Source organism: Dactylosporangium sp. NPDC000521 (assembly GCF_042898305.1).
GTDB lineage: Bacteria > Actinomycetota > Actinomycetes > Mycobacteriales > Micromonosporaceae > Dactylosporangium.
On sequence record NZ_JBIAYW010000018.1, the window covers coordinates 58,739 to 73,489 of the forward strand.

Here is a 14,751-nt window from a genome sequence, read left to right on the forward strand (position 1 = left end):
TCGGTCCTCGTCTCCTAGTAGTTGCCGAGCCCGCCGCAGACATTGATCGCCTGGGCGGTGATGGGGTCGGCGGCGGGCGTGACGAGGTAGCCGACGAGCGCGGCCACCTCTGACGGTGTGGAGTAGCGGCCGAGCGGGATCTTCGCCTGGAACCGGTCCAGGACGTCGTCCTCGGTGGTCTGCCAGGCGGCCGCATAGCCGGCGCGGACCCGCTGCGCCATCGGCGTCTCGACGTAGCCGGGGCAGACGGCGTTGACGGTGACCCCGGTGCGGGCCAGCTCCAGGCCGAGCGCCTTGGTGAAGCCGATGACGCCGTGCTTGGAGGCGGAGTACGGCGCGCCGAGCACGACGCCCTGCTTGCCGCCGGTGGACGCGATGTTGATGACGCGCCCGCCCCGGCGCCCCTCCAGCCCGCCGGCGGTGAGCACCTCGCGGGTCACGTGGAACACGGCGGTGAGGTTGGTGGCGATGACGTCGTCCCACAGCTCGTCGCCGATCGTGGACGTGACGCCGCCACCGCTGCGGCCGGCGTTGTTGACGAGCACGTCGACCGGGCCGAAGCGTTGCACGGCACCGGCGACGAGGGTGCGGATCTGGCCGGTGTCGCGGACGTCGGCGGCCTGCCCGTCGACGTCCAGCCCCTCGTCGCGCAGCTCCTTCACGGTGAGTGCGACGGCGTCGGCGTCGCGGGCGCACAGGTAGACCGCGTGCCCGGCGCTCGCCAGAGTGCGGGCGACGGCCAGGCCGATCCCGCTGGTCGCCCCGGTGACCAGCGCGTGCCGTCGGGTGTCGGTCATGAATCCTCCTCGGTGTCGGGCTGGGACTGCAGGCGGGCGACGAGCCCGGTGTCGTGGGTGCCGGCGCGGAACGACGCGTCGGCGAGGACGTCGCGCAGGAAGCCGGCCGTGGTGTGCACGCCCGGCCCCTCGATCTGGAAGTCGGCGAGGGCCCGGCGGCTGCGCGCGATGGCGGTGTCGCGGTCCGGCGCCCAGACGATGAGCTTGGCGAGGAGCGAGTCGTACGCCGACGGGACGCTGTAGCCGGGATACGCGTGCGTGTCGACCCGCACGAACGGCCCGCCGGGCACGGTGAACGAGTCCAGGCGGCCCGGCGCGGGCACGAAGTCGCGGGCCGGGTCCTCGGCGTTGACGCGGCACTCGATCGCGACGCCGCGCGGCGCGACGTCGCCCTGGGTGAGGCCGAGCGGCTCCCCCGCGGCGATCCGCAGCTGCTCGGCGACCAGGTCGAGCCCGGTGACCGCCTCGGTGACCGGGTGCTCGACCTGGATGCGGCAGTTCACCTCCAGGAAGTAGAAGTCGCCGGCGTCGTCGAGCAGGTACTCGAAGGTGCCGGCGCCGACGTAGCCGGCCGCGAGCGCGCCGCGGACGCTGGCCTCGCCCATGCGCGCGACGACGTCCCGCGGTACCCCGGGCGCCGGGGTCTCCTCGATGAGCTTCTGGTGACGGCGCTGCACGGAGCAGTCGCGCTCGCCCAGGTGCACCGCGTTGCCGTGGGCGTCGGCGAGGACCTGGATCTCGACGTGGCGGCCGTTGGGCAGGTACCGCTCGACGTACACCCGGTCGTCGCCGAACAGCGCCTGCGCCTCGGCTCGGGTACGCAGGTAGGCGTCGGCCAGGTCGGCCGACCGCTCCACGACCCGCATGCCGCGCCCACCGCCACCGGCCGCGGCCTTGATGATGACGGGATAGCCGACGCCGGCGGCGACGGCAGCGGCCCGCGTGACGTCGGCCACCGGCTCGCCGGGCAGCAACGGCAGGCCCGCCGCCGCCATCAGCGCCCGCGCCGCGGTCTTGTCGCCGAGCGCGGCGATGACCTTCGGGGGCGGGCCGATGAACGTGAACCCGGCCGCCTCGCACGCCTCCGCGAACGACGGATCCTCGGACAGGAAGCCGTATCCGGGGTGGATCGCGTCGGCGCCGACCCGTTCGGCGGCGGCGAGCACGGCGGCGTAGTCCAGGTAGCTGCGCCGCGCCGGGGCGGGTCCGATCTGGACGGTCGCGTCGGCGTACCGCACGGCCGCCGACTCCTTGTCCACTGTGGAGTGCACGGCGGCGACGCGGATGCCGAGCTCCCGGCAGGTGCGGGCGACCCGCAGCGCGATCTCGCCGCGGTTGGCGACGAGCACGGTCCCGAACACCGCCGTCACCCGCCGTCGAGGGCGAAGAGCGGCTCGCCGTACTCGACCGGGGCACCGTCGGCGACGAGCGCCTCGGCGAGCCGCCCGGCCCGCTCGGCGTGGACCGGGATCATCAGCTTCATCGCCTCCACGATGCCGATCTGCTGCCCCTCGGTGACGACGTCCCCCACCGCGACGAACGGTGCGGCATCGGGCTCCGGCGCCCGGTAGAACACGCCCACCGCCGGTGAGGTCAGCGTCGCCCTTGCCGGCGTCTGCGGCGTCGGTACGACGGAGCCGGCCGCGGCGTCCGCGGTCGGCACGGCGGCGGGGACGGACCGCACGGCGCCGAACGAGATCTCCACCGCGACGTCACCGACGCTCACCCGCACCAGCTCCGGTCGCGCCCCTGCCTCGTTGGCCAGGAGAAGGACGGTCCGCCGGACGGCGTCCAGCACCCCGGCCGCAGCCGGGGCGGCGCCGTCCAGGGTCTCCGCCACCGTGGTCATGCCGCGACCTGGTCGGCGGGGGCGCCGAAGCGGCGGAAGCGGGCGTGGCGGCCGACGACGAGCCGCGGCGCGTTCAGCGGCAACAGGGCCCGCAGCTCGGTGACGAGCGCCGCCCGCAGCAGCCGCGCCGCCTCCGCGTGGTCGGTGGCCGCACCGCCCGGCGGCTCGGGCACGACACCGTCGACGATGCCGAGGCGCAGCAGGTCCGCGGGGCGCAGCCGCAGCGACCGGGCCGCCCGCGGCGCCTGTGCCGGGTCGTTCCACAGGATCGCGGCACCCCCTTCGGGGCTGATGACGGAGTAGACGCCGTTGGCCAGGACGAGGACTCGGTTCGCCAGGGCCAGGGCGAGCGCCCCGCCGCTGCCGCCCTCGCCGGTGACGACGGCGACGACGGGCACGGGCAGGCCGGCCATGAGCCGCAGGTTCTCCGCGATCGCGACCGCCTGCCCCTGCTCCTCCGCCTCCGGCCCCGGGTACGCGCCGGGCGTGTCGACGAGCGTCACCACGGGCAGCCCGAGCTTGGCGGCGAGCCGCATCAGCCGGGCCGCCTTGCGGTAGCCGGCGGGCGTCGGCATCCCGTACCGGCTGCGGGCCAGCTCCTTGGCGGTGTGCCCCTTCTGGTGGCCGACGACGACGACCGGGATCCCGTCGATCCTCGCCAGCGCGCCGATGACGGCCGGGCACTCACCGGAGATCCGGTCGCCGTGCAGCCGCACGACGTCGGTGAAGATCCGGTCGAGGTAGTCGGCGGTGCTGGGCCGGCCGATGTCCCGCGCCAGCCGGACCGTGTCCCACGCGTCGCGGTCCTCCAGGCGGTCGGCGTCGCGGATGACGACGTCGCCGGTGGGCACCGGGTGCGGCGGCCCCTCACGGCGGCTGCCGGTGGCGACGATCCGGGCGAGGGTGTCGCGCAGCGCCGCCCGGGGCCGGACCGCGTCGACGAGGCCGTGTTCGAGGAGGAACTCCGCGGTCTGGAAGCCGGCGGGCAGCCGCCGGCCGATGGTCTGCTCGATGACGCGCGGCCCGGCGAACCCTAGCCTGGCGCCCGGCTCGGCGATCGTGACGTCGCACAGCGAGGCGAAGGAGGCGGCGACACCGCCGTACGTCGGGTCGGTGATGAGCGCGACGGTCAGGATCCCGGCCTCGTCGAGCTGGCCGATCGCCTGGCTGGTCTTCGCCATCTGCATGAGCGCGACGGCGCCCTCCTGCATGCGGGCGCCGCCGGACGCGGGCACCAGCAGCAGCGGGCTGCGCTCGGCCAGGGCGGTCTCGGCGGCCCGGGTGACGAGCTCGCCGACGGCGGAGCCGAGGCTGCCGCCGAGGAACCGGAAGTCCATGACGGCCGCGACCACGCCGACCCCGCCGATCGTGCCGCGCACGCAGACGACGGCCTCGGCGAGCCCGGTCGCGGCTCGTGCCCGCTCCGCCTTGCCGGCGTACCCGTCGAAGTGCAGCGGGTCGGCGCCGGCGGACGACTCGAGGTCGAGGGGCGCCGCGCTCCCCGGGTCGAGCAGCTGGGCGATCCGCTCGTGGGCGGTGAGCCGGTGGTGGTGCCCGCATTCGGGGCACACCCCCAGAGTGCGGGCGAGCTTCGGCTCGTACAGGGGGATCCGGCAACCGGCGCACAGGGCGAAACTCATCGCGCACCGGCCCGGGCCTGGTTGACGATGCCGACGAACTCGTCCGGGGTGCGGGCCTGCACGACGGTGTCGTCGGCGAGCCGGACCCGGTACTCACGCTCGACCCGCCCGGCGAGCTCCAGCAGCGCCAGGGAGTCGTAGCCGAGGTCCTCGAACGGCACGGCGCCGATGTCGCCGTCGAGGCCGCCGGTCTCGTCCTCGCCGGCGACCTCGCGCAGGAGCTCACGGACCCCGTCGACGGTCAGTTCTTCGCTGCTCATGCTGCTCCTTGTGGGTGCGCTGCGGTCGGGTGGCGCAGGACGACGGCCGCGTTGAAGCCGCCGTACCCGCGGGCGAGGACGAGGGCCGTGCGCAGCCGCGCCGGGCGCGCCGACGTCACCAGGTCCAGGTCGTGGGCGGCCGGGGCGCCGACGTTGACGGTCGGCGGGATGACGCCGTCGCGCAGGGCGAGCGCCGCCGTGGCCACGTCGAGTGCGGCGCCGCCGGAGGCGAGCCGGCCGGTCATCGTCTTCGGCGCGGTCACCGGGGTGCCGCGCGGGCCGAACACGGCGGCGAGCGCGTCGGCCTCGGCCCGGTCCAGGGCGGGCACCCCGGCCGCGTCGGCGAAGACGACGTCGACGTCAGCGGCGCCGGCACCGGCGTCGGCGAGCGCCAGCTCGATGGCGCGGCGCAGCGTGCCCGGCCGTTCGCTGCCCTGCGGCGGGTCGAACGTGGCGGCGTACCCGGCGACGACGGCCAGGGGTGCGGCGCCGCGGGTGGCCGCCGCGGCCGCGTCCTCGACGACGAGGATCGCGCCGCCCTCCCCCGGCACGTAGCCGGCCGCGTCGCGGTGGAACGGGCGGAACGCGGTCGCGGGGTCCTCACCTGTCGCGACCCGGCCGTTGGCGACCTGCGCGATCCATCCCCACGGGCACAGCGCGCTGTCGACACCGCCGGACAGCACGACCGGGATCCCTTTGCGGATGTGCCGGCGGGCCTGCGCGAGCGCGTCGAGGCCGCCGGCCTGTTCGGTGACAAGGACGCCGCTGGGGCCGCGCAGACCGTGCCGGATCGAGATCTGACCGGTGTTCACCGCATAGAACCAGGCGAAGGACTGGTAGGCGCTGACGTGCTCGCCGCCGAGGCTCCACAGCTTCTCCAGCTCTCTCTGGCCGAACTCGAACCCGCCGGACGCGCTTGCGGTGACCACCCCGGCCGCGTACGCGGGCAGGGCGGCGGGGTCCAGGCCGGCGTCGGTGAGCGCGAGGTCGGCGGCGACGAGCGCGAGGCGGGTCATGTGGTCGGTCTGCGGCAGCAGCCGGCTGGGCAGGTGCCGGCGCGGCTCGAAGCCGCGTACCTCACCGGCGAGCCGGGCCGGGTAGCGCTCCGGGTCGAAGCGGGTGATCCGGCCGATGCCGGTGCGCCCGTCGAGGGTCGCGCGCCAGTACTCCTCGGTGCCGAACCCGTTCGGCGCCACCACACCGATCCCCGTGATGACCGCGGCCGGCCGTGCGCCGACCGCGTCTTCGACCAGCGCGGTCACGGCCGCACCAGGACCATGGCGCTCTGGAAGCCGCCGAAGCCGCTGCCGACGGACAGCACGACGTCGGTGCGCTGTTCTCTCGCGTGCAGCGGCACGTAGTCCAGGTCGCACTCGGGGTCGGGCTCGTGCAGGTTGGCGGTCGGCGGGATGACGCCGTGCTCGATCGCGAGGGCGCTCGCGGCGATCTCGATGGAGCCGATCGCGCCGAGCGAGTGCCCGACCATCGACTTGATCGAGCTGACCGGGGTGCGGTACGCGTGCGCGCCGAGGCTGAGCTTCGCCGCCGCGGTCTCGTGCCGGTCGTTCTGCTTGGTGCCGGAGCCGTGCGCGTTGAGGTAGTCCACGGCGGTCGGGTCGAGGCGGGCCTCGTCGAGCGCGACCCGGATCGCCTCGGCCATCTCGACCCCGTCGGGGCGCAGGCCGGTCATGTGGAAGGCGTTGGCGCGCCCGGCGAACCCGGCGATCTCCGCGTACACGCGTGCGCCGCGGGCCCGTGCCTGGTTCAGCTCCTCCAGGACGAACACCGCCGACCCCTCGCCGAGCACGAAGCCGTCGCGGCTGCGGTCGAACGGGCGTGACGCGTGCGCAGGGTCGTCGTTGCGGGCGGTGGTGGCCTTGATGGCGTCGAAGCAGGCGACGGTGATCGGGGAGATCGGCGCGTCGGTCGCGCCGCCGATGACGACGTCTGCGGAGCCCTCGCGGATCAGGTCGGCGGCGTGGCCGAGCGCGTCGAGGCCCGACGTGCAGCCGGTGGAGACGACCGCGGCGGGGCCCTCGGCGCCGGCCGCCCAGGCGACCTCCGCGGCGAGGGAACTCGGCACCAGGTAGTCGTACAGGTGCGGCACCGCGTACCGGGGGTCGACGTGCCAGTGCCGGCCGGCGTCGCTGACCACGGCGTACTCGCGCTCGAGGCTGGTGGTCGCGCCGACGGCGCTGCCGATGACGGTCGCGGTCCGGCTCGGGTCGCGGGCGTCGAAGTCGAGACCGCTGTCGGTGAGCGCCTCGCGGGCCGCGACGACGGCGAACTGCGCCGCCCGGTCCATGCGGCGGATCTCCTGCTGGGTCAGTCCGGCGGCCGCCGGGTCGAAGTCGCACTCGGCGGCGACCCGGGAGCGGAACGCACCGGCGTCGAACGCGGTGATGGTCCGGGTCGCGGTCCGCCCGCTGGTGAGCAGCGCCCAGAACGCCTTGGTGCCGACCCCGCCGGGGGCGACCACGCCGATGCCGGTGATCGCCACCCGCCGCCGGTCTCGCGGCGCCTGCCCCCCGCCACGTGGAGCGCCGGCGACCCGGCGCCCGTCTCGCCTCGCATCTGCCATGCCGAAAACGCTGACAGCGGTCGATGGAGCGGCGACCACGGCCGGCCTGGAGACGGGCTCCAGGTGTTGTGTAGCACCCATGGACGGGCGCTGCGGAGGCTGTCGGCATGAGTCTCGACGGGCGGGTGGCGGTGGTGACCGGGGGGACCCGGGGCATCGGCAGGACGATCGCGGCGGCGTTCGCGGCGCGGGGCGCCAAGGTGGTGGTCGCGGCCCGGTCCGCGGAGCCACCGGACGAGCGGGTCGACGTGACGGACCCGGGCTCGGTCCGGGACCTCTTCGACCGGGTCGAGGCGCGGTTCGGGCGGGTCGACATCGTCGTGGCGAACGCCGGGGTGAGCCGCCCCGGGCCGGTCGCCGGGCAGGCACCGGAGGCGTTCGCGGACGTGCTGACCACGAACGTGACGGGCACGTTCCACACCGTGCAGGCGGCGGTCCCGGCGCTCAGGCGGGCCGGCGGCGGCCGGATCCTGACGCTGTCGTCTGCCCTCGCGACCCGGGCGACACCGGGGGCGGCGGCCTACAGCGCGTCGAAGGCAGCGATCGAGGCGCTCACCCGCACCGCGGCGGTGGAGCTGGCGCCGCACGGCATCACGGTGAACTGCCTGTCCCCGGGGATCATCGCCGAAGGCATGGGCGAGCAGCTCATCGGCAACGCGGCGGTGTGGGCGAAGTACGGCCCGCGGCTCGCCTCGGGCCGGCCCGGCACCGGCGAGGAGGTCGCGGCGGTCGCGGTCTTCCTGGCCGGCCCGGGCGCGGGCTACGTCAACGGCAGCGTCGTGGAGGTGCACGGCGGTCTGGACTGGTAGCGGTCTGGACTGTACCGTCTAGTATGATCGACGGGCGGCGACGGAGGGGTGATGCGGGTGGCGGGCACGACGACGGCACAGCGGGCCACCTCCGAGGCCGCGCCCCGTGGGCTGCCCGGCAAGCGCACCGCCATCATGCGGGCGGCGACCCGGATCTTCATCACCGCCGGCTATGAGCGGGCCAATCTCGACACGATCGCGGCCGAGGCGGGCGTGTCGAAGCAGACCATCTACAACCACTTCGGCGACAAGGAGCGACTGTTCGTCGCGGTGGTCGACGAGGCGCGCACCGGGGCCGACCGCGACACCGAGCTCGACGAGTCGCTGCTGACCGACCCGGCGGCGCTGGAGCAGGACCTGCTGCGGCTCGGCCGGCAGTTCCTCGCCGCGACGCTCGACCCCGAGGTGTCGGCGCTGCGCCGGCTGATCATCGCCGAGGTCTCGCACCATCCGCAGCTGCACCGCTCCTGCGGCGCGGACGAGCCGCAGTCAGGGCCGAAGCTGCTGGGCTGGCTGATCCAGCGAGTGGCCGTGCTGACCGCCCAGGGCGTGTTGAGCGCCGACCGTCCGGACCGCGCCGCGGCGCATTTCGTGTCCCAGCTCACCTACGAGGGACAGCAGCGCTCAAAATATGGCACGCTCAGTTTGGCACCCTGGGAAATCGACGAGATCTGTGCGGATGCAACCGATCTCTTCCTTCGTGCATACCGAGTTTCGCCTGGTCAAACGCGTGCCAAAGGTCGCCGATAGCGTCGGATTTCCTACCTTGACCGTAGTATTTACCTGCGATAGGCTTCAATACAAGCGGTAATGCCGCAACAACGACCGCGCCCAATCCCTGCAAAGACGCAAGCGGCGAAGTCGGTCCAAAATCCTATTAAACCGATAGGAGATACCGTGAAACTGGGAGTTCTTGGCCCGCTCCTCCTGTGCGCCGACGGGGCGATCAAGGTGCCGACCGCGCCGAAGCAACGCCAGCTGCTCGCGCTGCTGCTGCTCAACGCCAACCAGGTGGTGCCGGTGAGCCAGTGCATCGAGGAGCTGTGGGAGTACAACCCGCCGGCGAGCGCCGTGTCGACGCTGCACACCTACATCATGCAGCTGCGCCGCATCCTGCGGCTGGGCAACGAGCGGGACACCACCTGCGCCGGCCGGCTCGTCACCCGCGACCGCGGCTACCTGTTCGTGTCGCGGCAGGGGGAGCTGGACGTCGACGCGTTCGAGGACCGGCTCCGCGACAGCCGGCAGGCCCTCACCGACGGCGACGACCCGGCCGCCGCGGCAGCGCTGCGCGACGCGCTCGCGGTCTGGCGCGGCCCGGCGCTCGTGGACGTCCAGCCCGGCCCGGTGCTGCGCACGTGGCTGGCGAGCCTGGAGGAGAGCCGGTTGTCCACCATCGAGCGCCGCATCGAGGTCGACCTGCGTCTCGGCCGGCACCAGGAGCTGATCGGCGAGCTCAGCGCGCTGGTCGAGCGGCACCCCGTCCACGAGAACCTGCACGCGCACCTGATGCTGGCGCTGTACCGCTCCGGCCGCCAGGTGCACGCCTTAGAGGTCTTCACGCGGCTGCGGACGGTCCTGTCCGACGAGCTCGGCCTGGAACCGTCGCCGGCGCTGCGCCGCCTGCACCAGGCCGTGCTCTCCTTCGACCCGGCCCTCGACGCGCCGCCGGTGCACGTGCCGTCACGCTTCTCGATCGACCTGGACCTCGGCCGCATCCGCCGTGTGCTCAGCGAGCCGTGCCGGGTGTGACCACCTCCAGCCGCGGCACCGCGTCCAGCAGCTGTCGTGTGTACGGATGCCGAGGCGCGACGAAGACCGTCTCGACCGGCCCGTGCTCGACGATCTCGCCGGCGCGCATGACGGCGACCCGGTCGCTGAGGTGGTGCACCACCCCGAGGTCGTGCGAGATGAACAGCATCGCCACCCCGAGCTCCGCCCGCAGGTCGGTGAGCAGGTCCAGGACCTGCGCCTGGATCGACACGTCGAGGGCGGACACGGGCTCGTCGCAGACCAGCAGCGCCGGGCCGGGCGCGAGCGCGCGGGCGATCGCGACCCGCTGCCGCTGCCCGCCGGAGAGCTCGACCGGCCGCCGGTCGAGCACCGCGGCGCCGAGCCCGACCTGGTCGAGCAGCTCCAGGACGCGGCGGCGCCGGTCGCGGCGGGGATGGCCGATGACTCCGAGCGGCTCGGCGACGATGCGCTCGACGGGGTGCCGCGGGTCGAACGAGCTCAGCGGGTCCTGGAAGACGACGCCGATCCTGCGCCGCAGCGGCCGCCGGTCACGCTCCCGCAGCCCGCTCCACGGCCGGCCTTCGAGCAGCACCTCGCCGCCGTCCGGCGCCAGGAGTCCGAGCGCGACCCGGGCGACGGTGCTCTTGCCCGACCCGGACTCGCCGACGAGGCCGAGGATCTCGCCGGCGCGCAGCGTCGCCGACACGTCCCGCACGGCGTCGCGGGAGCCACCACCCGGCAGCCTGAACCGTTTCGTGACGCCGCGGAGCTCGAGGACGGGCTCCCCCGGTACCGACGCCGCGAACGCCACCTGAGTGGCCTGACCGCCGGAGAGCCGGGTGCCGCGGGGGTGCGCGCCGGGCACCGCGGCGAGCAGCTGGCGGGTGTACGGATGCCGCGGATCGCCGAGCACCTGCGCCGTGGGGCCCGACTCGACGATCACGCCGTCGCGCATCACCGCGGTGCGGTCCGCGAGGCCGGCGACGACGGCGAGGTCGTGGCTGATCAGCAGCAGCGCGGTGCCGGCCGCCTTGCGCTCGGCGAGCAACGCGAGGATCTGTGCCTGGACGGTGACGTCGAGCGCGGTGGTCGGCTCGTCGGCGACGAGCAGCGACGGCCCGGCCGCGATCGCCGACGCGATGAGGGCCCGCTGCCGCAGCCCGCCGGACAGCTCGTGCGGGTGCTGCCGGGCGCGCTGCTCCGGCTCGGGCACCCCGACCTCGTGCAGCAGCTCCAGCACCCGTCCCCGGCGGTCCTTGACGTCCGGTCGCAGGGCCTCGGCGATCTCGGCGCCCACGGTGCGCAGCGGGTCGAGCGAGACCAGCGCGTCCTGCAGCACGAGCCCGATCCCCCGGCCGCGGACCTCCCGCCAGCCGCGCGGCCCCAGCCGCCGCAGGTCGCGCCCGGCGAACTCGACGCGGGCGGCCTCGACCCTGGAAGAAGGTCCGGTGAGGCCGACGAGGGTGCGGGCCGTGACGCTCTTGCCGGACCCGGACTCGCCCACGATCGCCAGGCACTCGCCCGCCTCGATCTGGAACGACACGCCCCGCACGGCCTCGACCCGTCGCCGTCCATTGTGGAAGGCCACGCGCAGATCGTCGACCTGCAACAGGGTCATCGGATTCCCTCGAATCGTCGTTGCCAGCGGCGGCCGAGCACGGTGACCGCGACGACCGTCACGGTGATGGCCAGGCCGGGGAAGAGGCCCACCCACCAGGCGGTGGACAGGAAGTCGCGGCCGTCGGCGAGCATCGCGCCCCACTCGGGGGTCGGCTGGCGCGGGCCGAGGCCGAGGAAGCTCAGCGACGAGCCGATGATGATGGCACTGCCGGTGCCGAGCGTCGCCAGGACCAGCACCGGCCCGAGCGAGTTGGGCAGCACGTGCCGCCAGACCAGCCCGAGCGGGCGGACGCCGACGGCGACGGCGCTGGTGACGTAGTCGGCGCGACGCACCGCCAGCGCCTGCCCGCGGATCATCCGCGCGTAGCCGGGGACGGCCGCGAACGCGATCGCGACGAGCTCGCTGACCGGGCCGGGCCCGAGCACGGCGATGACCAGCAGCGCCAGGAGGATGCCGGGCAGCGCGAGCAGCACGTCGACGGCGCGCATGAGTGCCTCGTCGACGAGCCGCCCGCCGAGCGCCGCGAGCAGCCCGAGGACGGTGCCGGCGACGACGGCGAGAACGGTCGCGGCGACGCCGGTGACGAGCGAGATCCTGGCGCCGTGGACGATCCGGGTGAAGACGTCCCGGCCGAGCTGGTCGGTGCCGAACCAGTGCGTGCCGTCCGGCGCGCGCAGCGCGACCATCGGGTCGACCTCGTCGGGGCCCGTGCCCAGCAAGCCCGGAGCGACCACCGCGACGAGCAGCGCGGCCAGGACGATCCCGGCGGCGACGGCCCCCGCGGTCGGCACCCGCGGTCGTACCCTCGCGGTCGTGGCGATGTCGGTCATGGCGCCGCCTCCCGCAGGCGCGGGTCGATGACCCGGTACAGGCCGTCGACGACCGTGCTCACCACCACGAACACCGCCGCCACGAACAGCACCATCGCGATGACGACCGGGAAGTCGCGGCTGCTGATGGCGGCGAGCGTGACCCGGCCGAGGCCGGGCCTGGCGAACACCGTCTCGACGAGCACGGCACCGCCGAGTAGGTGCCCGACGAGCCAGCCCGACAGGGTCACCGCCGGGCTCAGGCCGTGCCGCAGCACGTGCCGCGCCCGCACGCCGAGCTCGCCGACGCCTCTGGCCCGCACCGACACGACGAACGGCTGCCGCAGCGCTCCTTCCATCCCGTCCCGCAGCACCTGGGTGAGGATCGCGCCGACGGGGACGGCGAGGGTGACGGCGGGCAGGATCAACGCCGCCGGGCCCTGGTCGACGCCGACCGGCACCAGCCGCAGCCGGAACGCGAACACCGACAGCAGCAGCAGACCGAGCCAGAAGCTCGGCGTGGACACCGCGACCAGCTCGACCGCCTGCGCGACCCCGCGGGCGAGCCGCCACCGGCCGGCGGTGAGCGTGGCGACGAGCACGGAGCCCGCGAAGGCGAGGAGCGTCGCGGCGAGCGCCAGCTGCACCGTCGGCCACACCTGTTCGCCGATGATCGTCGACACCGGTTGCTGGAGCTGGTACGAGCGGCCGAGGTCACCGCTCGCGAGCCGGGCCAGGTAGTGCCCGTAGCGCACCGGCAGCGGCAGGTCGAGCCCCATCTCGTGCCGGATCAGCGCCATCGTCTGCGGCGTGGCCGGCGCGCTGCCCACCAGGGCGCGCGCCGGGTCACCGGGGATCAGCTCCATCGCGAGGAAGGTGACGGTGGCGGCCCCGAGGAGCACGCCGAGACCACCGGCGAGCCGGCGCAGCAGCCACCGCACCCGGCTCACTTCGTCAGCCAGGCATCGTAGAGCAGCGGGAACGAGGCCGGGTCCGAGCGCAGGCCGTGCACCTTGGTCGACGCCGCGAGGAGGTACGCGGGCACGTAGACGGGGAACGCGGCGGCGTGCTCCTGCACCCACAGCTGCGTCCTGCTGTAGGCGTCCTTGCGCTTGGCGTCGTCCGCGGTGGCGGCGGCGCCGTTCACCCACCCGTCGACGGTCGCGTCGTTGACCCACGAGATGTTCTGGCCGGTGAGCGGCTTGCTGGTGGAGGCGAAGAAGATGCGCAGCAGGTCCGGGTCGGCGCGGGTCCAGCTCTCGTCGAAGATGTCGTACTGGGCCTTGGCGACGAGCCCGAACAGTTCGGCGGTCTGCACGCTGGTCCGCACGACCTCGATGCCGATCTTCTTCTCCGCCGCCTGCACCGCCTGGGCGAACGTGCCGCGCTGCTGGACGGCGGCCTGCTGCTGGGTGTACGGCCAGACCACGGCGAGCCGTTTGCCGTTCTTCGTGCGGTACCCGTCGGCGTCGCGGGCGGTCCAGCCGGCCTCGTCGAGGAGCGTGTTCGCGGCCGCCTCGTCGTACTTCGTCTTCTGCTCCACCGCCGGCTCGTAGTACTTCGTGTTGGGCGACAGGACGCCCCACGCCCGCTTGTACTGTCCGAAGTAGACGCTCTTGACGAGGGTGTCGACGTCGAGCGCCTGCTGGAACGCCTTACGGACCTTCTCGTCGTCGAACGGCGCGCGTGACGTGTTCGGGTAGAGCGTGTACACGGCCCCCTGCGCGTCGGTGCGGATGAGCTGGAGTGCGGTGTTCGCCTGTACCGCCGCGACGTTGGGCACCGGCACCGCGCTGATCCCCTGCACCTCACCGCTGGTGAGCGTGCCGAGCCGGGTCGCGCTCTCCGACAGGAACCGGATGACGACCTTGTCCAGGTGCGCGGGCCCGGTGTGCTTCGCGTTCGGCGGCGCCGACGGGTAGGTCGCGCTGCGCGTCAGCGTCACGTTCTGCTGCCGGGTGTGGCTGGTGAACACGAACGGCCCCGACCCGACGACGTGCTCGCACAGCGCCCCCGCGTAGTCGGTGAACGCCTTCGGTGACTGGATGCCGAGGTACGCGGTGCTCGCCGCCTGCAGGAACGGCTGGAACGGTGCGCTGAACCTCACCTCCGCGGTGTGCTCGTCCACGACGGTGGTGCCCGCGTACGGCCCGATCAGCGTGCTCGCGTACTGCGACTTCGTCTCCTTCGCCACGATCCGGTCGAAGTTCGCCTTCACCGCCGCCGCGTCGAACTTCGTCCCGTCGTGGAACGTGACATCGGTCCGCAGGTCGAACGTGTACGTCTTCAGGTCGTCGGAGACCTTCCACGACTTCGCCAGCCACGGCTTGAACGACCCGTCGGCATCCTGCACGACGAGAGAGTCGACAACTCCCCGCGTGATGAACGCCGTGGCGTCGGCCAGGCTCACGTGCGGGTCGAGGCAGCTGGGCTCGGAGTCGATCGCATAGTTGAAGGTCCCACCGGCGACCGGCGCCCCTTCCGCCGCCGCCTTCTCCCCGGCCGCGGGCGTGGACCCGCACCCGGCGGCGGCTAAGAGACTGAGCGAGGCGGCAGCGGCCGCCAGCGTACGAATAGCTCGCATATCGAAAGGTCCTGTCGTCGACGTTACCGGGGGACGAGATGTCACCCAGCGTGATCGACTCAGGTAG

At 73.8% G+C, this 14,751-nt stretch carries 14 protein-coding genes; 3 read left to right on the forward strand and 11 right to left on the reverse strand.

The features are described from left to right. Positions 1-14: 14 nt before the first annotated feature. The 7 genes from ACFY3L_RS40685 to ACFY3L_RS40715 are packed head-to-tail and all read right to left on the reverse strand — an operon-like array spanning position 15 to position 7,127. Positions 15-797 (reverse strand): SDR family NAD(P)-dependent oxidoreductase, encoded by a 783-nt coding sequence (locus tag ACFY3L_RS40685; protein ID WP_389337223.1) that lies wholly within the window; start codon positions 795-797, stop codon positions 15-17. Then, entirely contained in the window at positions 794-2,158 is a 1,365-nt protein-coding gene (locus ACFY3L_RS40690) for an acetyl/propionyl/methylcrotonyl-CoA carboxylase subunit alpha (RefSeq protein WP_389337226.1), read from the reverse strand. The genes ACFY3L_RS40685 and ACFY3L_RS40690 overlap by 4 nt, the downstream gene beginning before the upstream one ends. A gap of 5 nt (positions 2,159-2,163) precedes the next feature. Then, entirely contained in the window at positions 2,164-2,646 is a 483-nt protein-coding gene (locus ACFY3L_RS40695) for an acetyl-CoA carboxylase biotin carboxyl carrier protein (RefSeq protein WP_389337229.1), read from the reverse strand. After that, positions 2,643-4,286, reverse strand: a complete 1,644-nt coding sequence (accA, locus tag ACFY3L_RS40700; RefSeq protein WP_389337231.1) for a carboxyltransferase subunit alpha — start codon at positions 4,284-4,286, stop codon at positions 2,643-2,645. The genes ACFY3L_RS40695 and accA overlap by 4 nt, the downstream gene beginning before the upstream one ends. Further along, positions 4,283-4,546, reverse strand: a complete 264-nt coding sequence (locus ACFY3L_RS40705; RefSeq protein WP_389337233.1) for an acyl carrier protein — start codon at positions 4,544-4,546, stop codon at positions 4,283-4,285. The genes accA and ACFY3L_RS40705 overlap by 4 nt, the downstream gene beginning before the upstream one ends. Further along, positions 4,543-5,808 (reverse strand): ketosynthase chain-length factor, encoded by a 1,266-nt coding sequence (locus tag ACFY3L_RS40710; RefSeq protein ID WP_389337236.1) that lies wholly within the window; start codon positions 5,806-5,808, stop codon positions 4,543-4,545. Before ACFY3L_RS40710 ends, ACFY3L_RS40705 begins: the two co-directional genes overlap by 4 nt. Further along, entirely contained in the window at positions 5,805-7,127 is a 1,323-nt protein-coding gene (locus ACFY3L_RS40715; RefSeq protein WP_389337238.1) for a beta-ketoacyl-[acyl-carrier-protein] synthase family protein, read from the reverse strand. Before ACFY3L_RS40715 ends, ACFY3L_RS40710 begins: the two co-directional genes overlap by 4 nt. Positions 7,128-7,234: 107 nt before the next feature. Here ACFY3L_RS40715 and ACFY3L_RS40720 point away from each other — a divergent pair, with 107 nt between their 5' ends. The 3 genes from ACFY3L_RS40720 to ACFY3L_RS40730 all read left to right on the forward strand — a co-directional run bounded on the left by ACFY3L_RS40720 (position 7,235) and on the right by ACFY3L_RS40730 (position 9,688). Then, positions 7,235-7,936, forward strand: coding sequence for an SDR family NAD(P)-dependent oxidoreductase (locus tag ACFY3L_RS40720; RefSeq protein WP_389337241.1), 702 nt, complete (start codon positions 7,235-7,237; stop codon positions 7,934-7,936). A gap of 51 nt (positions 7,937-7,987) precedes the next feature. After that, the gene (locus tag ACFY3L_RS40725) at positions 7,988-8,686 is read left to right on the forward strand and encodes a TetR/AcrR family transcriptional regulator (protein WP_389337244.1); all 699 of its coding nucleotides are present in this window, start codon (positions 7,988-7,990) and stop codon (positions 8,684-8,686) included. 147 nt (positions 8,687-8,833) lie between these two features. Continuing rightward, positions 8,834-9,688 (forward strand): BTAD domain-containing putative transcriptional regulator, encoded by an 855-nt coding sequence (locus ACFY3L_RS40730; RefSeq protein WP_389337247.1) that lies wholly within the window; start codon positions 8,834-8,836, stop codon positions 9,686-9,688. Here the strand turns inward: ACFY3L_RS40730 and ACFY3L_RS40735 are convergent. The 4 genes from ACFY3L_RS40735 to ACFY3L_RS40750 are packed head-to-tail and all read right to left on the reverse strand — an operon-like array spanning position 9,666 to position 14,684. Further along, on the reverse strand, positions 9,666-11,288 hold the full coding sequence (locus tag ACFY3L_RS40735) for a dipeptide ABC transporter ATP-binding protein (protein WP_389337250.1): 1,623 nt from the start codon (positions 11,286-11,288) through the stop codon (positions 9,666-9,668). The two genes, ACFY3L_RS40730 and ACFY3L_RS40735, sit on opposite strands and share 23 nt — an antisense overlap. Next, positions 11,285-12,121, reverse strand: a complete 837-nt coding sequence (locus ACFY3L_RS40740) for an ABC transporter permease (protein ID WP_389337253.1) — start codon at positions 12,119-12,121, stop codon at positions 11,285-11,287. Before ACFY3L_RS40740 ends, ACFY3L_RS40735 begins: the two co-directional genes overlap by 4 nt. Next, a complete protein-coding gene (locus ACFY3L_RS40745) occupies positions 12,118-13,050 on the reverse strand; it encodes an ABC transporter permease (protein ID WP_389337256.1) in 933 nt (310 codons plus the stop codon). The genes ACFY3L_RS40740 and ACFY3L_RS40745 overlap by 4 nt, the downstream gene beginning before the upstream one ends. Then, positions 13,047-14,684: an ABC transporter substrate-binding protein gene (locus tag ACFY3L_RS40750; protein ID WP_389337259.1), complete on the reverse strand. Its 1,638-nt coding sequence runs from the start codon at positions 14,682-14,684 to the stop codon at positions 13,047-13,049. The genes ACFY3L_RS40745 and ACFY3L_RS40750 overlap by 4 nt, the downstream gene beginning before the upstream one ends. Positions 14,685-14,751 lie beyond the last annotated feature (67 nt).

What these genes read in the sequence shown, in the direction of transcription:
- ACFY3L_RS40685 (WP_389337223.1), bottom strand. Translation starts at nt 797, where the DNA reads ATGACCGACACCCGACGGCACGCGCTGGTCACCGGGGCGACCAGCGGG.
- ACFY3L_RS40695 (WP_389337229.1), bottom strand. Translation starts at nt 2,646, where the DNA reads ATGACCACGGTGGCGGAGACCCTGGACGGCGCCGCCCCGGCTGCGGCC.
- accA (WP_389337231.1), bottom strand. Translation starts at nt 4,286, where the DNA reads ATGAGTTTCGCCCTGTGCGCCGGTTGCCGGATCCCCCTGTACGAGCCG.
- ACFY3L_RS40705 (WP_389337233.1), bottom strand. Translation starts at nt 4,546, where the DNA reads ATGAGCAGCGAAGAACTGACCGTCGACGGGGTCCGTGAGCTCCTGCGC.
- ACFY3L_RS40715 (WP_389337238.1), bottom strand. Translation starts at nt 7,127, where the DNA reads ATGGCAGATGCGAGGCGAGACGGGCGCCGGGTCGCCGGCGCTCCACGT.
- ACFY3L_RS40720 (WP_389337241.1), top strand. Translation starts at nt 7,235, where the DNA reads ATGAGTCTCGACGGGCGGGTGGCGGTGGTGACCGGGGGGACCCGGGGC.
- ACFY3L_RS40725 (WP_389337244.1), top strand. Translation starts at nt 7,988, where the DNA reads ATGCGGGTGGCGGGCACGACGACGGCACAGCGGGCCACCTCCGAGGCC.
- ACFY3L_RS40735 (WP_389337250.1), bottom strand. Translation starts at nt 11,288, where the DNA reads ATGACCCTGTTGCAGGTCGACGATCTGCGCGTGGCCTTCCACAATGGA.
- ACFY3L_RS40740 (WP_389337253.1), bottom strand. Translation starts at nt 12,121, where the DNA reads ATGACCGACATCGCCACGACCGCGAGGGTACGACCGCGGGTGCCGACC.
- ACFY3L_RS40750 (WP_389337259.1), bottom strand. Translation starts at nt 14,684, where the DNA reads ATGCGAGCTATTCGTACGCTGGCGGCCGCTGCCGCCTCGCTCAGTCTC.